This is a genomic window from Bradyrhizobium sp. SZCCHNRI2009 (genome assembly GCF_032485115.1).
GTDB lineage: Bacteria > Pseudomonadota > Alphaproteobacteria > Rhizobiales > Xanthobacteraceae > Bradyrhizobium.
The window spans coordinates 910,815-930,179 of the sequence record NZ_JAUEUH010000002.1 but is presented as its reverse complement, the minus strand read 5'-3'; the positions used below and the strand labels follow the sequence as shown (position 1 = coordinate 930,179).

Genomic DNA, 19,365 nt, shown 5'->3' with positions numbered 1-19,365 from the left:
TATCGTCGCATCAACTTGGAGTCTACGTGGTTCGCCCCATTCTGACCACTTTCAGTCGGCGGACTATCTCGAAATCACCCGCCAATGCTCCCATCTGCCAAATTTGGACACTTCGGCCTTACGGAAAGGCCATGAAGGTCAACGTTGCCGTTCCGGTCGGGCTGCCCGTCTTGGTCCAGCTGATGGTGAAGCCATCATCATCGAACGATGTCAGCGTGGCGATCGAATAATTGGATGCGTCCACGACCATTCCAATCAACTGACTTATCGCCGAGACGAACGAGTTGGCTGTGATCCCGTGAGACCATTCGATCATGCCGCTGCCGGCACCGGCCAATCCCCAAGATGCCCGTGCAGCTCCGTTGACGCCGCCCATGACGATCAGGCCCCGCGGCTTGAAACCGAGCCCGGTGATGGATTGCGAGCCGGCCACCGAGATATCGCAGGTGAAGCTCTGCACCAGGGCCAGCGGCTTGGTCTGACCGAGCGAGAAGCTCGAATCCGCGTCGCAGAATGGCGCCACAGAACCTGGGAACGCGGTGTAGCTGCCGCCCATCGGCGCAACCCATTGGATCATGCCGCCGGAAACGATACGATGACGGATACCCGTGACCGCGCCGCCGGTATAGGTGACGACGCCGACGGGATTCGATGTAACGGTGATATCGCCCTGGGATTCGCAATTCGCAAAATAGAGATACTGTTGCGCTCCGGTGATCGTGCATGTCTGTGCATTTCCGGTCCATCGGATATTGCCGTGGTGAGTTGCCTCGAGGTGCCGCGCCGTTGCGCCGCCAGAGCCGACGATGGAGTAGTCGCCATCGATCTCGACATAGCCATGACGAGACGCATATACCTGGGTGTCGCCGCAGTTATCGAACCGTGGATTGGTCATGATCAAGCGCGAATGACGGATCGCCTGCACGCCCGCCCCTCCGAGAGCTTTGATGCGAACATTCTGGAGATTGAGCGTTCCACCCCAATCAGCAAGAACAGCACTTCCCGACGACGGGCTGATGACGAAGTCATCGGGATTGCCAGACGGGCCTCGCAAGACCAGGCCGGCACCAGCATCGCCCACGGCTGGACCGGTCACGACAACGTTTTCGTCGAACGTACCAGATCCAACGATACTGACGATATTGGAACGCAGGTCGAACTTGTCGCGCGCGTAGGCTAGCGCATAGTTGATGTTGCGCCACGCGCCGCCACCCGAATTGGTCTGGCCATCGTTTGCGTTGTTGCCGTCCGGACGCACATAGAACGTAAGCCCGCTGAATTGCGGTTCCTTGTACTGATCCAAGAGACCACGGATCTCCGATTTGACCGGCTTATGCGCTCCGGACGCGGGTACGCCGTCGGTCTCATAGTCACGAAACACCTGATCAGCGATATAGACCATTTGGCAGCTCCAATTTTGGCGTTACGGACACATCCAGTGGCCGGAAAAGCGGGTTTGTGCGCTGTTTCCGAGTACGGTTGCCGTCCCCGACGAGGTCGTGACGTAGACGGCAAGCGTGTAGGCGTCGGTGCCGTTCGCGATGTCGTCGATGGATACCGAGCAGCCGCCTGCATTCGTGAACGGATTGCATGGACTTTGTGCGATCGCGGCGCCATTCTTCATCAGGATCACCTGACAATTGCTTCCCGCCGCAATCGTACCGCTAAAGTTCGCGACTGCACTCAGATGATTCTTTCCGGCCGGCGGCGTCCATGCGTTCGAAGCGAAGTAGCTGCCAATGTCATAGACCTCGGTGCCAAACGTGACCGTCGTAAACGTGGCGCTCGCAACGCCTGTCTGATCCGTCCCGTTCTTATGTGCAAGGAAACAAGGCGTATTCGCCCGCACGGCCGCATCGACTAATTTGTTCGCCGTGCCGGCGATGAGCTGCCCCGCGCTAGCAATCGCGACAGAGGAATCCTTGAGGATCTTGCCCGTCGCACCATTGAAGAGCGCGAAATTGCCGTCCGTCGATGACGCGGGGCCGGTCACGGCGCCGTCGATATTGACCTGGATGATGGTCCATGCCGAGCCGACCGTGGCCTGATTGCCGGAGGCCGTGCCGTCGGTGATGCAGATCAGGGTATCGCCGACCTCTACATTCACGCCGGAGGCGCCGCCGATCTTGCCGGCGACCGAGACCTTGTAGGTCCAGCCGCGATCGGCGGCCGGATAGTTCGGACCGGCCGAGCAGTCGATGACACCCTTGAACACCATGGCGTCATTGGCGGCGATCAGCGCATCGGCGTAGGTCTTGATCGCCCTCTGCGTCGCCAGCCTGGTATCGCTATTCGCGGCCAGCGTGCCGTCGGTGTCAATGACCCCTGAGGCGAACGTCGATAGTGCGAGGTTGCTGATCGTGTTGCTGGCGGCATTGATGGTCTTGTTCGTCAGCGCCAGCGCTAGGCTCGCGAGGTAGCTCGCGATGCCCGCGGGTGACGAACGGCCATTGACGCCGGCAGAGACCAGTGGGATGAGCTCCGCGCCGGTCAGCGTTCCAACATCGGCATCGTCGGAGATCTTGCCGACCATATCAGGATTCCCTCATGTAGTAAGATCCATCCTCGCGCACGAGCGGCGTCGAATTCTCGCGCAGCAAACGGACCTGCGGAATGATCGGTGGCACCACCGGCGGGGTATTGGCGTCGGCGCCTGGATCGAATGCCTCGATCTCGGAGGTCGCGATCAGACTGAACTGCCAGGTAATGCGACCTCGCTTCAGGTCGACCTCGGCGCTCTGGATCTCGACGACGTTGTCCTGCAGGCCCGAGATAAAGGGATATTTGATCGGCACCCATCGCCGGCCGAGGTAACGCAGGCCGTACAGCGTCGTGCTGAACGACCCGGTCAGGCGCGGATTGAGCCGCTGCATGGCGCGATCGGCGAGCCGGCGCGCCTGAGTGTAGGAATGCACCCATTTCAGCTCAAGCGGCTTCGGCTTGGCTTCGCCGACCGCTGAGATTGACGCTTCGTCGCGCCAGGGATTGGCCGCGACGGTCACATAGTTCTGGGCCGGATCGGTATAGGAGATGTCGAGTTGGTTTATGAGCTGCTCGTCGGCCTGGCCATACGACAGCGCAAAGCCGACGATATGCTTTTCCGTGATCGGCGGATCCGTCGGAGCCCGGTAGACACCGACCACGATCGCCAGCGCGCCGTCGCCGGTCTCCCCCAGCCAGCCATCGCAGGTAGCGAGAATGCCGCCGATGATGTCCGCAGGTGTGTTGTCGTAGGTAAACCAGCCGTTGGACTGGTAGCGCGGCTCCTGCACCCCTGGCGTCGCCGTATCGACCGCCTGATCGCACATACTGGCCTCGACCATCCAGGCGGCGAGGTTCGGCGCGATGACGGTTGCAAAGTCGAGACCGAGGCCGCCCTCATCCGAGGTGAGATAATCGATGAGTTGCAGCACGGGGTTCTTTGAGAAGGTCCAGGTCGCCGGATTGGTGCGGCTCTGCGCCGGGTCGCGCGGGTCCCAGATCAGCGCGCAGTCACAGATCGCCGAGGGCACCGGAAGATTATGCGGATAGGAATTGGAGAAGTTCTTCGGGTCGGCATCGCCGCCGCAGATCACCACCATGTTGGCGACGCCGTCGCCGCGGTGATCCGTTGACCAGATACCGGGAATTGCGCTGCCGCTGGTCGTCAGCTGCACCGAGGCGGTCTGCGAGGCCGCGCCGAGGAACACTTCGAACTGAACGTTCTGATAGCGTCCATGAGAATCCCAGGGCGCGACCTGGCTGACGCCGCCATGGGTGATGTCGAGGTACATCGTCAGCGCGTCGTCATGCAGGTAGAAGCCGCGATAGGCCGAGATGCGGCCCTGATGCAGCGCGCACACCATGTAGGCCGTCGCCGGCGGGTTGCCGTGCGCCTCGAATAGCATGTAATAGCCGGCGAGGCGGTTGGTGCCGTAGCCCTTGATGCGCGGCGGGATCGCCTGTTTGAGCGGTTGAGACCCCTCCTCCGGCTTCGGCGTATCGCCGCGATTGCCTGCAGCCAGCGCATATTGCAGCCCGATCGAGGCGCCGATCAGCGCCGCGGTGCCGACCACCGTCGCCACGGTGACGCTGCCGACGACGGCTACGCTGGCGATTTCGGTGGCGCCGATCGCCGACAGGATGAGAGCGCCAACTGTCTCAGCCATTGCGTTGTCCGTCAGCGCCGGACTTAACCGGGCTATCCATCAGCTCGGCCAAACGCCACACTTTCACCAGTGGCAACTCGGCCTCACCGGCGATGACTACACCCATGTCAGAGGTGATCACCGCACGTTGTGTTGGCGAGACGCAGATCGCGCCGGTGGGCCGCTGTTGCAGCTTGCCGCGTCTTACCGCGTACGGCGCCAGCACGACGGCGAAATCGCCAGCGGTGGGCTCTGCTACCTCAATGGCGCCAATGCGCGCCAGACGCGCCGTGCAGGACGCTGCGAAGCCGCCCTCGCGGCGGAGGATGCGCAGAAAGCCGCGCTCGCTGTCGTAGCTGCCGCGGACGTCGGCGATCGGGTCCGGCCGGCCGCAGGCGATCGCCCAGTCGGCCATGAACACCCCACAGTCAAGCGTGCCCGGCGCCCAGCGCTTGTGCGCCAGCGAAGCGAGATAGTCTGCGAGGGTCATGTATCACACCTGGAACGTCGGCCAGGCCATGTTGAACTGGTTGGCGTAGAGCGGCGTGCGCTCGCAGAAGCGATCGCCGGGCGAGCGCGCGCGCTGGTCTGGGTCGGAGAAGTACGAAAAGGACGGCCGCTTGCGTGACGTCAACAAGGTGCCGCACGACAATTGCACCGTGCGCACGATCACCCCGCCGAGCTCCTCGACCGGCTCCTGGGTAATCCCCAGATAATCGGCCGTGTAGTTGGCGCACCAATGCACGGGGCCGAGGAGCGCCCATTCCTGGTCCATGATCGCAAAGCCCTGAGCGCACCGCGTGCCCTTGACTTGCTCGGCGTCCCCCGACGAAGCGATCTTCAGCACGTCGCCGGAGACACCTGATAGCGTGAAGGTGACGCGTTCGGCGGCGCCATTCGTCAGCTGCTTGAACGGTGGCAGCTCGGCGATTTCGCCTAGCCCCTTGTATTCCGCGCCGGAAGGATCATAAGCGTTGACGCCTGGCCGGATCTTGCCGACGCCAAGCCAGATCCTCACCACCGGCTGTACGTCGAGCCGGAAGAATAGCCCGAGCCGCTGCATGCCGGATTCCAGCGCTGCAAGCTCGGCGTCGTTGAAGGTCATGTCGCAGTGGCCTCGACGAATTGGACGGTCACGCTGTTGAAGGTCCAGGGCTGCTCGGCGAGGTCCATGGCGCCGGGCGTTGCCAGGCGCATCGTGCAGCGTGGGCGATCGAACTCGAGCGCGGTGCCGGCGACGACGTCCTCGCGCAGCGGTGGATTGAAGCCGATGGTCGCATGCGTCGCGTCCGAATAGACCACGGTCGATATCTCGTAGAGGCGCCAGCCGACGGTATCGTGGTTGATCGAGAAGCGCTCGCCGCCGACCAGGCTGCCGGCCCGATTGATGATGATGCCGAGTGACGTTGCGCGTAGCGCTGCTGCGCCGCAGATGATGTCGATCATCGCCTGCTCATATTCGCTGCCGTCCGAGAACGGCGCATCGTCGCCGTGTGGCACGGCCGGCGGCGCACCCTGTGGCACACCGGCCGGCCACGGCCGCGCCTGCGCATCGTTGCACCAGACGGTCATCGGCGCCGCACCGCCCTTGGCAACCTGGCGCACCGCGCGCCACAGCAGCGTCGCATTGCGCTGGCGCTGCCGTCCCTGCCCCACCGCACGCGCGCCGAGGCTGACGTCGCTCATGGTCGCGATCCAATAGCCGCCGCCATCGGACCGCACCACAACGGCCGTGCTGTCGGCCGTGGCCCCAGGTGTCGCTGCATGGCCGCCGAGATTCCAGCTGTGCGATTTCTCGCGCAGGAGAGCCCGCGGGAAGTAGGGAACGGCCATCAGCCCACTCCCGTCGCCTGCAGCCGCTGGTTGGACACCGTAAACTGCGACAGCCGGTCGACCTTGCGATGCGCCGAAACCACCATGGACTGCAGCCGGTTGATCGTTCCCGGCGAGACGTCGCCGGCGACGTGGAACACGTTGCTGATCTGAGCTCCCGACGTCATCTGCTTGGTCACCGCGTTGGGATAGACCTGCGCGCCGCGCGGCAGGTTGACCAGCTCCGGCCCGCGCTCGCCGACCAGGGCAAGCCCCCCCGGCGCGGAATCCGTGCCATCGGCGAATTTCGGGATGATGGCACTAAGGACCGAAGCGAACGGCGACAGGCCGCCTGAGGCCGGAGCATTGAAGATCGAGCCGACCAGCGAGTTGATGCCCTGCTTGGCCAGCGTCTTCAGCAGGCTCGACAGCACATCGTCGAGTTTCTTGCCCTCGAGCACAGCATCGGCGAACGCGGTCGACAGCGCCGAGCCGATTTGCGACGAGGCCGAGTTGATGTTGCGCAGCTTCTCGGCCGCGGCGTCATAGGCCGCCGTGGCCTGGGCGATCGACTGCGACGACGACAGGAACGCCGCGCTGTGCTCCTTGGTCAGCGTGATGCCGGCAGCCGTCAGCGCCTCCTGCGCCGACATCGAGCCGCGCAGCGCCTCATACTTGTCGATCTGCTCCTGCGTGACCTCGCCATGGTCGCGCATGATCGCGGTCAGCTCCTGAAACTCGGCCCGGAACTGCGCTTGCGCGGCATTGTTCTGGAATACTGCTGCGGTATCGGCTTTCAGCGTCGCGGTGCGCTTGGTGATTTGATCGACGGTCGTATCGAACTGATCGCGCCCACTGCCGCTGTCGGTCTTACGCGAAGGGATGACTCCGGTACCGGTCTTGGCATTGGCCTCGGCCGGCCGCGCCTGAGGTGTCGGCACGCCCTCGGGAAAGGCTGCCGCCGATTTCAGCAGCTCGACGCCGCGCAGCGCGTTCGCCGCCTGCTGCGCCTTGTCGCGCATTTCCTCGAGGCCGGCGAGCAGAACGGGATCCTGCTTCTCCGCGCTCAACGACTTGTAGTGCTCGATGACGCGGTTGAGCTGCTCGAAGTCCTGCGGCAGGCCTGCGGCATCCTTGCGCAGGATCTCCATCGAATCCGCGATCGCATTGAAGGCGCCCTGCCCCGATCCCGGCTGGATATTGGCTGCGCGGTTCAGGCCATCCACCAGCTTTGCCGCGCGGTCGACGAGATCGTCCAGCCAGGACGCGACGTCGGCTGTGACCGCCTTGAACTGCAGGCCGAGCTGATCGGCCGACTTCTTCCAGGCCTCGTCGAAATTGCGGGCCTTGGCGATGGTCTGGCCGTCGATGATGACGCCGGCCGCGTTAGCGCTCGACGCGATAGCCTCGAAAGCCGCGGGGCCACCCTTCAGCGCGTCGACCCACCCCGCGGACAGGCCGAGCATCTGGGCTGCCTTGGTCTTTTCCGGAATGGAATCGAAGCGCCCGATCAGCTCGCCTGCGGCCTTGAGAAAGCCGTTCATGTCCATGATCGCGCCGTTGCGGTCGCGATATTTGATGTTGTTGGCATCGAGGATCTTGGTCAGCGAGTTCTCGTTGGTCTTCGCATCCGCCAGCAGATCGGCCACGTGCTTGAGATCAGCGCTCGCATCCGACGACGACACGCCGCCTTGCGTGGCGCCGAACTTGATCTGCTGGAAGCGCTCGGTCGTCTGCCCGACGTAGTCGGCTTCCTTGCCGATGTTGGCGAGCTCGGAATTGACGGCCTTCAGCCCGGCCAGCATTGCGCCGAGCGAGCCGGCGGCGCCGGCGATCACGGTGCCGAACGTGGCCAACCCGCCGAGCCCCGGATTGAGGCTCGAGAACGCCCCTTCGATGCGGCTGATCGCACCGTCGGCGAGGTCGCCGGCCTTGTTCATGTCGGCCGCGAACTGGTCGAGCCTGGCGCCAAGCTGGACGACGAGATCGGTCATGCGCTTTCCAGGAGAGCATCGAATTCGGCGTCGGTCGGCGGATCGATCTTGTCCTCGCCGCCATTCGCCTTGTTGAAGCCGTCGACACAGACGCCGAGTTGCCAGAACGAGCAGCGGTCGACCTGATCGGGCGCGAAGCCTAGGGCGGCGCCGGTGCCGTAGATGCGTCCGAAGTCGATTGCGGCGTCGGGGTCGCCGTCGTCATCCCCGCCGCGCTTTTTTTTTGCGCGTCGGCATCATCTCTGGCCTCGATCGGCCCGGTGAACCCGGCCGTCAGGATCAGGAAGGCCGGGCGCATATGCGTCAGCGGCGGATAGCGATCGACGTCGTCGAAATAGGTCCGCAGCAGCCGGTGCGCATCCTTCGGCTCCATGCCGCCGCCGACCAGGCCGAGCCGGATGATGTCGCGGACATCGTCAGGCCAGGCGTCGGAGGTGCGCAGTGCGTTGAGCAGCATCATCGGGCCGACGATGCCGGCACCCAGCTTGATCCGGCGCAGGTTGATGCATTCCTGCAGCTCGCGAAACTGACCGATCGCGAGCCGGAAGCGGTGCTCGTCGTCGCCCCAGAAAAAGCTGATGCCGCCGTCCGCGCTCATGTGACCTGCCTGCCCTTGTACGTCGTCTGCACCTTGGCGGCGCCGCGATGCCCAACCGAAATGACGACCTCGCCATGCCCGCCCTGCGCCATCGTATAGTTGTTGTTCTGCATCGTCCGCCGCACGATCTCGTTTTCCTTGATCGTCTCGTCGAGCGTCTCGCGATATTGCGGCATGGCGCCCATCCGATAGAAGCGCGCGGTATGATAGAAGAACGGCTTCGGCGCCTGCCTGGTGGTGCCGAACTCCTCCGCCAGCGCGTAGTCGAAGCCATCCTTCATCGTGGCCGGGCCGCCGGCCATGACCAGCACCGTCACCCGGCTGCCGTCGGCATTGGTCCGGTCCTCGTACCGGACGCTGGCCTGCAAGGTTCCGGACACGTTGTGCTCGATCGCGCGCTTCATGTCGCCTGTGAGCTCCGCCGCCTGCGCCAGCGCCAGCTCATGAAAGTTCTTGCGCACGCTCTTGACCAGGTCGGCATTCGCCGCCTTGAAGTTGCGCAGGGATGCGTTGTTGGAGCCCATCGACGTCTCTCCGTTGGCCGTCGCCGGGATTGACCCGGCGATCCCGTCTCATCCGATCACGGCGCCAGCAGCGGCGGGATCTCGCCATCACTGTCGAGCGTCACATCGAAAGTCACGCGGTTGCCGCGCTGGCCGGTGAGATTGAGCTTGGTGCACTTGTATGGGCCGATCGTGACGCGGTTGCCGAGCTTGATCTGGACGTTCTTCGTCGCCCCCGAGCTCATCCAGAGTTCCCACGTATCGTAGTCCTCGTCCGCGACGACACCGGCTCCGGATACGCTTGCCGACATCGAAACGACATCGCGATCGAGCCAGGACGGTGCGTCCGGATCGTCGCAATCGGGCACATTGGTCTCGTTGGTGGCCGCCGTGCGATTGTAGCTGCGCGAGTTGAGCCCGCACGGTGCCGAGAAGGTCTCCGGCGAATTGCCATCGCCGAGGGAGACCAGAAACTTGGAGAACAGAAGCGTTTGGGCCTTGGCCATGGACGATAGCTCCGGAATGAAAGGGGTTCAGAACGGCGGAGCGCCGGATCAAGACGACGACGCCACGATGGTGACGCGGTAGACTGCCGAGCCCTGCGCACCGCAGGCGACCTTGAGGATGTCGCCGGTCGCCGACGTCACCGGCCAGCCGGTGCGGCTCACGAACACCGCCCGATCGCCGGGCTTGATGTCGATCGACGATGTCGCACCGGAGAACGGACCGTTGAAGGTGTTCGATGCCGCGGCGCCGACGGTTAGCGTTCCCGACGACGTCTCCTGATTGTCGATCAGGATCGCCTTGATCTTGCCTGCGTTGATGAGCTGACCGAAAGCATCGAGCAACACGCCATAGAGATCGAGGTTCTCGGAGGTCGAGACCGACAGCGCGCGATCGTCCGAGAACGAAATATCCGCCTTGCCGTAGCCGGCGCCGTAGGACAGCACGATGTCGGACAGGTCCGGGATGCGATCGACGGCATCGCGGCCATCCAGCGCCTTCTTGCTGACGACGTTGATCGAGGCCTTGATGACGGAGGTCATGGTCGTCGACATGGTCGAGGAGTCCTTCTGCAGCGTGAGGGAAGATCAGTCGGTGAGCAGTTGGAACGTCAGGACCGCATGGGCAGTCTTGCCGTCGGGATCGTCGAGATGGAGCGCGTTTTCGAACATGCAGCTGTTGAGCTGCAGATCCGGCCCGGTCAGCACGCCTTCGGCGCCGTCGAGCGCAGCCACGATCTGCGCCGCCAGGGTCCGGACCTCGACGCGGCTTTCGCTGCGCGACCAGGCATGCAGCGTGAGATGGATCAGTGCGCCCTCGAGGCCCTCGTAACGCTCATTGATGACCTGGATCTGCCCGATCGAGACATAGGGAAACTCGGACCCCATCGGCACCGGGCAGAAGATGCGGCTGCCGGCCACAGTCGCCGCGTTGCGCAGCACGCGCACCACGGCTGCCTGGACCGCGAGCGTCGGATCGACCATCGTCGTCATGGCGCCTTGCCGGTCTGCATCAGGAATTCCAGATAGCGGTTCTTGCCCTCGACATCGATCGGGCCGGAGGTGATCGCGTAAACGGTCTGCGCATCGGGATCGGCGGCGCTGCGGACGTCGCGCGCCCGCCAATCGGTGCCGACGGCGCGCGTGTCGCGGCAGGACCGCACCACCACCGTGAAGGTCGACTGCCCTTGCAGCCGCGCCTGCTGCACCGCCTCGCCGGCAAAGCGCGGCTGCAGCTCGGCCTGGATCTGGAACTGCTCGACGAACTCGCTCTCGACCGCGCCAGCGCCATCGTCGACGCCGCGGCGGCGGTCGAAAGCCAGGAGATAGCGCAGCGCTCCGCCGGACATCTGGCTCTACTCCCAGGTCTCGCTCAACAGCAGCGCCTGCGCACCTTGCGGCAGCTCGATTGCGGCTGCACGGGCCGAGGCAACGACGCTTTCGCGGTTCTCGTAGAGATGGCCAACAATCATCTTGATGGCCGTCTTGATATTGGCTGCGACCTTGTCGACCGCCTCGCCTGCCTTAAATTCGATGACGATCGGCTCTGCGGCGCGTGGATTGACGATCGGCCAGATCACGCCGAGCGGCGGGACAATGCGGACCGTTGGCCCCTTGGTCTGCACCACGTACTGATCAACCGCGAGCGTCGCCGTGGCGTTGTCGAGGCCGGTATAGGTGATGCCGATGACTTCGCCCCGGGCTACCGGCGCGATCGGCAGGCCGTCGACCAGGCGGCGCCAGGAGAGCACCGGCCATTCCAGGGTCTGCGTCACGAAACGCCGCTGCACCACGCTTTGCGCCATCAGGGTCGCGGCGGCGATGAAGCCCGTGATCAGGTCGTTGTCATCCTCGAAGTCGACGCGCAGATGCGCTTTCGCTTCCTCGAGCGTGACCGGATCGAATTGGGGGGCTGCGATGGTGCGAAGCATGATAGGTCTCTTGCGGCACTCCGCAGCCCGGCACGAGGCCGGGCTGCGCGGATGACGAGGGAAAATGAAGCGCTGCGGATCTACCTTGGCAGACCAGTTGCGGCGATAATGATGCGAAGGGCCAACGTATCGTGCGCGTCGGGGTGGATTGGACCGCCAAATTGTGCGAAACTGCACGTATTAGAGTAGAAATCATAAGGACTATCATGTTGTTTAATCAGCTGATTCTTGACGCACTGGCGGCTATTCCTGTTTCAGCAGCTGTTGCGGCCATCGCTTCATTTCGACGTGGAAGCGCAGCAACGTTACTGATCAACTTCCCGCCCGATCCAGCTTACGACCATGTTCGTCTACTGCTGAAGTCGCGTCGCGCCGAAGACAGCCCGCTGTATCGGTCTTCCAACTAAACGCGAGCCAGTAGCATGAGCTGGAGACGTGCATCCCGACCGAACGGCCGGGATGCCATCATCGGCTCGCGTTAGATAATCTGCGCCTGGCTGGCCGCCTTGTTGTCGGAGGCGAAGCCGTAGCGCGCGTCCACACCGAACACGGTTCCGGCGATCATCGTGGCCGCTACGGCCGGGGTGATCGACAACCGGAACCACTTGAAGCCATTGTTGAAGTCGAGATCCTCCTGCTTGAGGTTGATCACGGCCTGCTTGTTGTCGTCACTGTTGGTCTTGGTGAACTGCGTGATCGCCTTGCCGGTCACATCTTTGGCGCCGGTGCCGCTATTGTCGGTCGCCTGCTGCAGCTTGGCGTCGACGGTCGCCGAGGCGCCGACGGCGCCGAGCTGCACCATGGACAAGTAGTTGTGAAAGGTGGTGGCATCGATCCAGCCGGAGGTCTGGACCGCGGACGCCGACTGCGGCGGAACGGCGCCGACGATCGCGACGCGCTGGGACGGGAGAAGTGCGGGAGCTGCGGTCATGAAAGCGTGTCCTGGTGTTTGGCGATGGGCGAAAGAGCCGCGCGCGGGATTTGCGCGCGGCCCGCGATGTCATCAGCGGCTGGCGAGCGCCACGAAGTGTGACTTGGTGTTGGTGCCCTTCGCAGGGCCGACCGGAGCCGACAGATAGGGCTGGCCGCCGGCGCGGATGATCCAGCGGAACGCGGTCAGGTTCTGGTCGAAGAACAGATGGATCGAGGCCGCGAAGTCGATGCCGCCGCCCTGCTTGGTCGCCAGCGCGTAGCCGGAGAGATCGGCCAGCACGATGTCACCGGCGGTCCCGACAGTCTGGCAGTGCTCGTTGAACAGCAGCGGGTCGCCGGCCAGGATGTTCTTGAACGGCGAACCGGTCAGCGCCTGGTTGATCGGCAGATACGCTGCGTTGTTGCCGATCGTCATGGTGCCGAGCTGCGGGATGGTGTCGCGGTTGGCAAGCCACATCGGATTGCCGCCGGGCATTTCGAACAGACGCGCCATCATCTTAAGGATGTTGGCGGTCACGATCGTTCCCGCCGTCTGGCCGCCTTCTGCCGCGACGGTCACCAGCGCAGGCGACTTCATGAAGCCGAGCGGCTTGCCGTTGCCGTCACCGAAGCACACGGCTTCGAACAGCTTCCAGCGCAGCGCGCGTGCGGCCTGCACAGTGATGCGGTTCTGCAGCCGCGGCGCGTCGTCGAGCACCTCGTTGGTCGCGAGCACGAACGCATACAGCTCGTGCAGCTGCAGGATCGTTGGCGTCAGCGCCGCCTTGCTGGCGATCATCTGCGTGCCTTCCGAGCGCCAGGCCGCCTGGACGCCGGCAGCGCCCCAGGGCGTGGTCTCATCCTTGACGATGCCGACCGTGTTGCCCTGCGTCGGCTCCGGATTGCAGAAACCGAGCAGGTCGTTGTCGGCGAACACCAGCGCCCAGATCTGCTCGCGCCATTCGGTCGGGACCAGGACACCTTCACCCGACGATCCCTGATTCTGCTGATAGCCGGAGGCCGCACCAGTGATGCGCGGATCGGCAATGCCGGAGACCTGGAAATTGCGCACGGCCACCGCAAACTCGGCGAGGTTCCGGAAACCGCCGGTTCGCGTCGGGTCGCTGTCGTTGACGACGGTCGCGAGCGCGGGTCCGCCGGCCGCCTGGGCACCGAACAGGCGAACGCGCTGAGCCTTCTTTTCCTCGGCGGCGATCTCGGCATCGAGCTGCTTGACCTCGGTTTCGAGCGCGTCGACCTCGCCCTCAAGCTTGGTCAGCTCGGCCTGCTCGGCCTCGGTCAGATCGGACTTGTCGAGCAGAACATTGAGGCGATCGACCTTGCCTTTGCCGAGCTTTGCCTTGTCGGCACGGGACGCGCGCAGTTTCTTGAGATCCTTCATGGGACCGCAACTCCTGTTGTGAGGGAAGTAAGAGCGCCCGGACAGAGACAGAGGCTCTTGGTCCCGCTGTCCGGGCGGACGCGGGCGGAGCAACCAAATGTTCGCAATTTGCGAAGTTTGACCTGATCTAATCGAACGCCAGCGCCGAGCGCCGACGCGACGACCGTGCTGGCATCCGCGCGACCATGCCGGCGATGACTTGGTCGAGGGTCGCGACCCGATCGGCCATGCCGCGCGCAACGGCGTCGCGGGCGCCGAACATGCGGCCCTGGCCGAACTCTTCTTTCACCTTGGCCTGCGTCACCCGTCGCCCGGATGCGACGGCTCGGATGAACTCGGCGCCGGCATCGTTGACGCGCGACTGCAGGTTGGCCCGCGCTTCATCCGACAGCGGGCCGAACGGATGCGCCTCGTTCTTCTTCGGCGATTGCTCCGAGCGGATCATGGTCACCGTAATGCCGGCATCCTCCAGCGCCTTGGAGTAGTCGACATGCATCACCATTGCGCCGATCGAGCCGACATCGGCGGACGGCATCATCACGATCTCGGAGGCTTGCGAGGCGATCCAATAGGCCGCCGAGGCCGCCAGCGTGTTGATGCAGGCGACGCACGGCTTTTTCTGCGCGGATTCGGCGACCGCTGCGGCCGCCTCCGCCGTACCGGCGACTGTCCCGCCTGGGCTGTCGACGTCGAGGATAATGCCGGCGACGTCGGAATCGGCAGTGGCGCGCGATACCTGCGCTGCGATCTGCGCCAGCGATGAGCCATACCAGCTGCCGCGCGGCGTCAGTGGACCGGAGACCGAGATCAGCGCGATTTTGCTCGGCTGCGTCGGCACGCTCACCGCCGCAGCGGCGCGTTGCTCCTCACGGGCGATTGCGCGCGCCAGGCAGCCGGTGAGCGCCTCCAGGTCGAGCACCACGACGGGATCGATGGCCGAGATCTGCGCAATGACCTTCTGCAGGTGCTTGTCCTTCGCCATGATGGTCAATCCTTCTTTCCGGGCTGCTCGTCGTCGGTGCCGTCGCCGTCGCTTTCGAGTCCGTCGTTGCCGCCCGCCGTGCCGCTCTTGGTCTGCGGATTGGTGTAGTCGTCGCCGCCTTCGTCGGCCCGCGGCGACATGTTCTCGAAACGACGGATGTCGTTGGCGGACAGCCATTCGCCCTGGCGGGCTATCAGATAGGCGCGATAGCGATTCAACAGGTCGCCGCGCAGCAGGCCGGCGAAGTTGAACTCGATGAACAGCTCGGCATCCTGGCCGCCGAGGAAATCGCGCTCGGCGCCCTGCTCGAGCGCAATGGCCAGCGGCGCCAGGCAGTAGACGACGAAATTGAGCGACTGCTGCTCAATGTTCGAGAAGGTCGCGCGATCGAGGCGGCCGGCAAGATGCGGAGGATAGGACCACAGCCCGAACACGTCGATGTCGCTGGCCTTCTCGGTCTCGAGCAGTTGCGCCTCGGCATTGGTGACCTTGATCGGCGTGTAATCGACGCCATGGGTCAGCAGCCGGTCGCGATGCCGGTTACGGCCGGTGCCCATCGAGCGCCAATTGTCGAGGAACTGATCGCGATCGGCCTTGTCCTTGAAGGTGCCCGGGTGCTTGATCAGGCCGCCCGACTGGCCGTTGTTGGCGAACCAGATGTCGCCATACTCATGCACCGCGATGGCGCGAGCGAACACCTGCCTGGCTGTTGCCCAGATCGGTTCACCGAGCAGCCCTTCCTCCTGCAGCGGATTGCCTCTGATGTGCCAGATCTCGTCATCGCGATAGGTCTCGGTCGCGATCTGGGCTCCCTGCACGATCGTGCGCGGCGGATTGAACGTGTAGTAGAGGTGTCCGTCGGCTCCGCGCTCCAGCTTGGCGAAGCGGCGCGGATGCAGGATCTCCAGCGCACCGGTTGCATAGTCATCGCCGCCGGCATCTCCAGGGATGATCCGGCAATAGCCGTTACGGTAGTAGGACACATGCCAGGCCAGTTCGCCGATGAATTCGGCCGGCGTTTGCCGGGCATTCGGCCGGCAACCGAGCAGCCTGGAGATAGGATGCTGCGGAAGTGCCTCTCGCGCACCGTTCGCACCCTTGCGGAATACCGACACCGGCAGCGATGACATTGCCGAGGACAGCCCCTGCCGCACGGACTGCACGGAAGCGAGCTGCGATACACGCTCATCGTTGACGATGACGCCTGCGATCGTCGGATAGCCGCCGCCCCACCAATTCTCACCCCAGACGTCGCGATGATCCATCGCGCCATCGACCGCACTGGCCATGCCGCGCAGCGCCCATCCGAGGCCGGACAAAATCCCCACTACACCATCTCCGCGACGTCGGAGCCAGTCACCAGCAGACCGGCTTGAGGATTCCAGCTCATCAGGATCGTGGCCTGCAGCAGCGCGATCAGCGGATCAATCTTGGCTCGGCCGGCGACCTGCTTGGTGATCATGTCGGCGTTGCCGCGCTGCTCGACTTTGGCATTGCCGACGACCCACGTCATCAGCGCCTGGTCGGCATGGAAGTAGGTCGCATCGGAGAGCTTCAGGTCGAGGCCGTAGACCGCAGGCGCCAATGCCGGCCCCTGCAGCAGCCGGCGGACCATGTCCTCAGTGATGCCGCCGGCAAACAGCGCTTCGAACAGCGCCGCGGCGCGGTTCGGATCGATGCCAACGGCGTTCTTCTGCGGCAGCAAGCCGGACGCCTTGACGCGCGCGACCAGGCTGGTCAGCTCGGCAAGCGCCTCGGCGACCGCGACGATCTGGAACGAGCCTTCCTTCACGAAGTCGTCGAGATACGCGGCGATATCCTTGCGCCGTTCCAGCACGATCGGATCCGCCCAGCCGTAGCACCACGATAGCCAGTGGCGCGTACCGGTCTCGCGGCCGAGCACCGCCAGGCCGAGCAAATCGTCACGGCCGCCGCCGTCGACACCGATGGTGACCACCTCACAACGGGCTAGCAGCGCCTCGAGGTCGAGCGTCTCGTCACCCTGCGCGTCCCAGAGATCCGCGCCGGACCAGCCGTCGTCATTCGTTCCCGTGCCGATCTCGATATTGAGATGCTGCGAGGCCCAGACGCTAACTGCGTCCGGGCCCTTCTCGCGCTCGCTGGCGAAATCAGCCAGCATCGACGCCACCGTGATCGGGCGGTTGATGTTCGGCATCACCATCGGCCAGACGGCGGGGTCCATCCAGCGCGGCACGACGCCATGCTTGCGCTCCTCGCGCGTCAAGGTCGCGATGTCACGGGGCAGCTCGTAGAGCAGCGGCAGTGTCGGACGGATGATCTTGCCCCGGTAAAGGCCGTCGCGGACGTTCCGAACGAATTTCAGCTCGCTCTTGAACGCACCGGCGGGCGCCTCGTCGCTCTGCGTCGTGGTGATGACCAGCACGCCCTCCTCGGTCTTGTCGAGGCCGCCGCGGATCTGGCGCAGCACACGCGAGGTATGCGCTCGCTTGCCAAGCAGATGCAGCTCATCGAGCAGCACGAAGATCAGCGCCATCGCGCCCGTCAGGATCTTCAGATCGAAGCTCGCGATCATGATCTCGGACTTGGTGACCAGGTCCTCGATCGTCTTGTCATAGTCGCGAGGCTTGAATCGCCGGCGCAGGTCCGGCGATTCCTCGATCATGCCGACCGCCTGCTCATAGGCACGATCGGCGACGGCCTGTGTCTCGCCGAGAAACAGCGCGGTGCCCCGCGGGCGAAAGTTCATCAGCATGGCGACCAGCATCAGCGCCGCCGAATAGGTCGTCTTCGACGACCCCTTCGGGACTAGCGCGAAGAAATCGCGGATCATCCTGACCTTGTTGACCGGGTCCCACGAGCCGAACACGGCGCGCACCAAGTCGCGGAACCATTCGCCTGAGGCATCCCCGAGCCGCGGAGTACCCTTCACATCCGGTAGCCGCAGCTCATCAAAGAACGCCAAACCCATTGCTGCCTCATCGGCAAACAGCGGCAGATCCGGCATCAGCGAGCGGCCGTTCCGGATGCGATCTTCCCAGTCCGGGCAGGAGGTGTCCCACATGGCGGAGTTCTGCTACCCTGGCAGCTTAATTAAGGGAGATTGAACCGACATGGCGCTGACAATCATTTGCCTCTGCGGACCCGCAAATACCGGTAAGAGCAGCTCGATCCGAGAGTTTACAGCTCGATACCTCGAATATCGAAGAGAGGGAGCGGCTCGTGATGTTTTGGGCATCTTTCGCCTGCCCATTCGCAAATATGCTGTCGGCGTGTCCAGTCGCGGCGACACCCCCGGGCAGATCAAACAAGGCCGAGATTTCCTACTGAAATACTCAGGCCTCAGAGTGATGATCGTTGCTTGCCATCCGAGCGGCGCCACCCGTCGCGAGATCGATCGGCTCGCGGCCAGGGAAACGGTAACGCCGGTCTTTATCGAAACGAACAAGCTTAAGAGCAGGCGAGATCAGGATCGCGCTATCGAGGCAAACGTTGCGGCGATGTGGGGCCTTATGCCTCGCTCTCGAAATTAGTTCATGCTCTGCTGGCGACGGGCCATCAGTTCGCCCATGGGCGTGCCGACGTCCGGTTGCTGCGCGGCCAGCAGTGCTTCCTGTTTTTTGCCAAGTTTGGCTGGCTTGGCCGCCTTCTCCGACTTGTCGATGCGAGCGGGCCGCAACGCTTGGCCGAACTGCATCAGGTCATTGCGCTCGATCAGGTGCAGGAAGAGCCGGATTGCGGTGGCGTTGCCCTTTTGCACACCCTCGAAGCCCTTCATCAGCAACGCGGCGTTCAACCGGTCGCGCGCGACCTCGCGGCTCTTAAGCTCCGAAAAATAATGCTTCCGCAGCGTCGGCTCCGTAATACGCATCGCGCCGGCAATCCGTTCATTGCTCCAACCGCACGCGAGCAACATGTTGACGCGATTCCGGTTTTCCGTCGTCGGGATATGAGGCGGCCTCCCCTTGCCACCATGATTGGCCGGGATGGGATCACCAAACAGGTCGAAATTCCGAGCCACGACGAAAAAAAACCTGCGGGTGAGAGGTCCTGGAAGGGAGAGGGTCTAGAGATTGCACCACCCCCCTCCGTTCGGCTCGCGGTGATGATCAGTGCCAGATGCCGCGGGTGTGGAGGGATGATTGCTCGGCCTGCTGCTTGCGGCTGTCGTGGCAGGACTTCAGCAGGGTCTGCGTGTTGTCCTCATCCCAGAACAGGCGCTCGTCACCACGGTGCGGGATCTTGTGGTCGCATACGAGCAGCGAGGTGTTGCCCTCGATCCTGCCGCAGCCACACCGGCAAGTGTAGTGATCGCGCAGGAACGTCTGCAGGCGCAGGCGTTGCCAGCGGGCGGTCTTGTACCAGGACTTCCAGGGTGGTTGCGGAGGCATCTGCCCAAAGACAAATGGGCCGCCTGCGTTGCCACAGGCGGCCCAAGTCTAGGGAGGAAACAACAAAGAAAGCGGGTGCGCTCAGACCACCATCAGCCAATCGCGCGTGCACCTAACCCGTGACGCGCGAAGCCCAGCGCGAGGGCTGGGCTTTTAGGCAGATTCCACCATTTTACCGCGAACCAGTCTTGCTGGTGGCGGATGCGCCGAAGCGGTTAGCTCCGTTCGAAG

At 63.9% G+C, this 19,365-nt stretch carries 23 protein-coding genes; 2 read left to right on the top strand and 21 right to left on the bottom strand.

Annotated elements, in window-relative coordinates; genetic code table 11:
• Positions 1-118 precede the first annotated feature (118 nt).
• The 14 genes from QX041_RS11870 to QX041_RS11805 form a co-directional block, all read right to left on the bottom strand.
• Positions 119-1,402 carry a hypothetical protein gene (locus tag QX041_RS11870; protein ID WP_316165411.1) on the bottom strand — a complete coding sequence of 428 codons (1,284 nt, stop codon included), beginning with the start codon at positions 1,400-1,402 and terminating at the stop codon, positions 119-121.
• Between the two features lie 21 nt (positions 1,403-1,423).
• On the bottom strand, positions 1,424-2,533 hold the full coding sequence (locus QX041_RS11865; protein ID WP_316165410.1) for a hypothetical protein: 1,110 nt from the start codon (positions 2,531-2,533) through the stop codon (positions 1,424-1,426).
• Between the two features lies 1 nt (position 2,534).
• Entirely contained in the window at positions 2,535-4,148 is a 1,614-nt protein-coding gene (locus QX041_RS11860) for a phage tail protein (RefSeq protein WP_316165409.1), read from the bottom strand.
• Positions 4,141-4,617, bottom strand: coding sequence for a DUF6950 family protein (locus tag QX041_RS11855; protein ID WP_316165408.1), 477 nt, complete (start codon positions 4,615-4,617; stop codon positions 4,141-4,143). Before QX041_RS11855 ends, QX041_RS11860 begins: the two co-directional genes overlap by 8 nt.
• Before the next feature lie 3 nt (positions 4,618-4,620).
• Positions 4,621-5,232, bottom strand: a complete 612-nt coding sequence (locus QX041_RS11850) for a hypothetical protein (RefSeq protein WP_316165407.1) — start codon at positions 5,230-5,232, stop codon at positions 4,621-4,623.
• Positions 5,229-5,960 carry a hypothetical protein gene (locus QX041_RS11845; protein WP_316165406.1) on the bottom strand — a complete coding sequence of 244 codons (732 nt, stop codon included), beginning with the start codon at positions 5,958-5,960 and terminating at the stop codon, positions 5,229-5,231. The genes QX041_RS11850 and QX041_RS11845 overlap by 4 nt, the downstream gene beginning before the upstream one ends.
• Complete coding sequence (locus tag QX041_RS11840) at positions 5,960-7,933, bottom strand: hypothetical protein (RefSeq protein ID WP_316165405.1); 1,974 nt, start codon at positions 7,931-7,933, stop codon at positions 5,960-5,962. The genes QX041_RS11845 and QX041_RS11840 overlap by 1 nt, the downstream gene beginning before the upstream one ends.
• A gap of 139 nt (positions 7,934-8,072) precedes the next feature.
• Complete coding sequence (locus tag QX041_RS11835; protein WP_316165404.1) at positions 8,073-8,531, bottom strand: gene transfer agent family protein; 459 nt, start codon at positions 8,529-8,531, stop codon at positions 8,073-8,075.
• On the bottom strand, positions 8,528-9,055 hold the full coding sequence (locus QX041_RS11830) for a hypothetical protein (protein WP_316165403.1): 528 nt from the start codon (positions 9,053-9,055) through the stop codon (positions 8,528-8,530). The genes QX041_RS11835 and QX041_RS11830 overlap by 4 nt, the downstream gene beginning before the upstream one ends.
• A gap of 56 nt (positions 9,056-9,111) precedes the next feature.
• Positions 9,112-9,540 (bottom strand): phage tail tube protein, encoded by a 429-nt coding sequence (locus QX041_RS11825; protein WP_316165402.1) that lies wholly within the window; start codon positions 9,538-9,540, stop codon positions 9,112-9,114.
• 48 nt (positions 9,541-9,588) lie between these two features.
• Positions 9,589-10,092, bottom strand: coding sequence for a hypothetical protein (locus tag QX041_RS11820; RefSeq protein WP_316165401.1), 504 nt, complete (start codon positions 10,090-10,092; stop codon positions 9,589-9,591).
• A 33-nt stretch (positions 10,093-10,125) separates the two neighbouring features.
• Positions 10,126-10,530: a DUF3168 domain-containing protein gene (locus QX041_RS11815; protein WP_316165399.1), complete on the bottom strand. Its 405-nt coding sequence runs from the start codon at positions 10,528-10,530 to the stop codon at positions 10,126-10,128.
• Positions 10,527-10,886 (bottom strand): head-tail adaptor protein, encoded by a 360-nt coding sequence (locus QX041_RS11810; RefSeq protein WP_316165398.1) that lies wholly within the window; start codon positions 10,884-10,886, stop codon positions 10,527-10,529. Before QX041_RS11810 ends, QX041_RS11815 begins: the two co-directional genes overlap by 4 nt.
• Before the next feature lie 6 nt (positions 10,887-10,892).
• Positions 10,893-11,468, bottom strand: a complete 576-nt coding sequence (locus QX041_RS11805) for a head-tail connector protein (RefSeq protein WP_316165397.1) — start codon at positions 11,466-11,468, stop codon at positions 10,893-10,895.
• A 206-nt stretch (positions 11,469-11,674) separates the two neighbouring features.
• Between QX041_RS11805 and QX041_RS11800 the strand changes: the two genes are divergently transcribed.
• Positions 11,675-11,875 (top strand): hypothetical protein, encoded by a 201-nt coding sequence (locus tag QX041_RS11800; protein ID WP_316165395.1) that lies wholly within the window; start codon positions 11,675-11,677, stop codon positions 11,873-11,875.
• A 71-nt stretch (positions 11,876-11,946) separates the two neighbouring features.
• Here the strand turns inward: QX041_RS11800 and QX041_RS11795 are convergent, their stop codons facing one another.
• From QX041_RS11795 to QX041_RS11775, 5 genes are all read right to left on the bottom strand, one after another.
• A complete protein-coding gene (locus QX041_RS11795; protein WP_316165394.1) occupies positions 11,947-12,399 on the bottom strand; it encodes a hypothetical protein in 453 nt (150 codons plus the stop codon).
• Positions 12,400-12,471: 72 nt separating this feature from the next.
• A complete protein-coding gene (locus QX041_RS11790; RefSeq protein WP_316165392.1) occupies positions 12,472-13,782 on the bottom strand; it encodes a phage major capsid protein in 1,311 nt (436 codons plus the stop codon).
• 127 nt (positions 13,783-13,909) lie between these two features.
• The gene (locus QX041_RS11785; RefSeq protein WP_316165391.1) at positions 13,910-14,764 is read right to left on the bottom strand and encodes a S49 family peptidase; all 855 of its coding nucleotides are present in this window, start codon (positions 14,762-14,764) and stop codon (positions 13,910-13,912) included.
• Positions 14,765-14,769: 5 nt separating this feature from the next.
• Complete coding sequence (locus tag QX041_RS11780) at positions 14,770-16,092, bottom strand: phage portal protein (protein ID WP_316165390.1); 1,323 nt, start codon at positions 16,090-16,092, stop codon at positions 14,770-14,772.
• Positions 16,092-17,807, bottom strand: coding sequence for a terminase large subunit domain-containing protein (locus QX041_RS11775; RefSeq protein ID WP_316165389.1), 1,716 nt, complete (start codon positions 17,805-17,807; stop codon positions 16,092-16,094). The genes QX041_RS11780 and QX041_RS11775 overlap by 1 nt, the downstream gene beginning before the upstream one ends.
• Positions 17,808-17,856: 49 nt before the next feature.
• On the opposite strand from QX041_RS11775, the gene QX041_RS11770 reads away from it, so the two are divergent.
• Positions 17,857-18,276, top strand: a complete 420-nt coding sequence (locus tag QX041_RS11770; RefSeq protein ID WP_316165388.1) for a hypothetical protein — start codon at positions 17,857-17,859, stop codon at positions 18,274-18,276.
• On the opposite strand, the gene QX041_RS11765 is transcribed toward QX041_RS11770, so the two are convergent.
• On the bottom strand, positions 18,273-18,764 hold the full coding sequence (locus QX041_RS11765; protein WP_316165387.1) for a hypothetical protein: 492 nt from the start codon (positions 18,762-18,764) through the stop codon (positions 18,273-18,275). The genes QX041_RS11770 and QX041_RS11765 overlap by 4 nt on opposite strands.
• An 88-nt stretch (positions 18,765-18,852) precedes the next feature.
• Positions 18,853-19,134 carry an HNH endonuclease gene (locus tag QX041_RS11760; RefSeq protein WP_316165386.1) on the bottom strand — a complete coding sequence of 94 codons (282 nt, stop codon included), beginning with the start codon at positions 19,132-19,134 and terminating at the stop codon, positions 18,853-18,855.
• Between the last annotated feature and the right edge of the window lie 231 nt (positions 19,135-19,365).

Coding starts and splice junctions, on each gene's coding strand:
- QX041_RS11835 (WP_316165404.1), bottom strand. CDS start 8,531: ATGAGCGCGGACGGCGGCATCAGCTTTTTCTGGGGCGACGACGAGCAC.
- QX041_RS11775 (WP_316165389.1), bottom strand. CDS start 17,807: ATGTGGGACACCTCCTGCCCGGACTGGGAAGATCGCATCCGGAACGGC.
- QX041_RS11870 (WP_316165411.1), bottom strand. CDS start 1,402: ATGGTCTATATCGCTGATCAGGTGTTTCGTGACTATGAGACCGACGGC.
- QX041_RS11830 (WP_316165403.1), bottom strand. CDS start 9,055: ATGGGCTCCAACAACGCATCCCTGCGCAACTTCAAGGCGGCGAATGCC.
- QX041_RS11810 (WP_316165398.1), bottom strand. CDS start 10,886: ATGTCCGGCGGAGCGCTGCGCTATCTCCTGGCTTTCGACCGCCGCCGC.
- QX041_RS11850 (WP_316165407.1), bottom strand. CDS start 5,232: ATGACCTTCAACGACGCCGAGCTTGCAGCGCTGGAATCCGGCATGCAG.
- QX041_RS11855 (WP_316165408.1), bottom strand. CDS start 4,617: ATGACCCTCGCAGACTATCTCGCTTCGCTGGCGCACAAGCGCTGGGCG.
- QX041_RS11785 (WP_316165391.1), bottom strand. CDS start 14,764: ATGGCGAAGGACAAGCACCTGCAGAAGGTCATTGCGCAGATCTCGGCC.
- QX041_RS11795 (WP_316165394.1), bottom strand. CDS start 12,399: ATGACCGCAGCTCCCGCACTTCTCCCGTCCCAGCGCGTCGCGATCGTC.
- QX041_RS11825 (WP_316165402.1), bottom strand. CDS start 9,540: ATGGCCAAGGCCCAAACGCTTCTGTTCTCCAAGTTTCTGGTCTCCCTC.
- QX041_RS11860 (WP_316165409.1), bottom strand. CDS start 4,148: ATGGCTGAGACAGTTGGCGCTCTCATCCTGTCGGCGATCGGCGCCACC.
- QX041_RS11760 (WP_316165386.1), bottom strand. CDS start 19,134: ATGCCTCCGCAACCACCCTGGAAGTCCTGGTACAAGACCGCCCGCTGG.
- QX041_RS11800 (WP_316165395.1), top strand. CDS start 11,675: ATGTTGTTTAATCAGCTGATTCTTGACGCACTGGCGGCTATTCCTGTT.
- QX041_RS11865 (WP_316165410.1), bottom strand. CDS start 2,533: ATGGTCGGCAAGATCTCCGACGATGCCGATGTTGGAACGCTGACCGGC.
- QX041_RS11845 (WP_316165406.1), bottom strand. CDS start 5,960: ATGGCCGTTCCCTACTTCCCGCGGGCTCTCCTGCGCGAGAAATCGCAC.
- QX041_RS11840 (WP_316165405.1), bottom strand. CDS start 7,933: ATGACCGATCTCGTCGTCCAGCTTGGCGCCAGGCTCGACCAGTTCGCG.
- QX041_RS11815 (WP_316165399.1), bottom strand. CDS start 10,530: ATGACGACGATGGTCGATCCGACGCTCGCGGTCCAGGCAGCCGTGGTG.
- QX041_RS11805 (WP_316165397.1), bottom strand. CDS start 11,468: ATGCTTCGCACCATCGCAGCCCCCCAATTCGATCCGGTCACGCTCGAG.
- QX041_RS11770 (WP_316165388.1), top strand. CDS start 17,857: ATGGCGCTGACAATCATTTGCCTCTGCGGACCCGCAAATACCGGTAAG.
- QX041_RS11820 (WP_316165401.1), bottom strand. CDS start 10,092: ATGTCGACGACCATGACCTCCGTCATCAAGGCCTCGATCAACGTCGTC.
- QX041_RS11790 (WP_316165392.1), bottom strand. CDS start 13,782: ATGAAGGATCTCAAGAAACTGCGCGCGTCCCGTGCCGACAAGGCAAAG.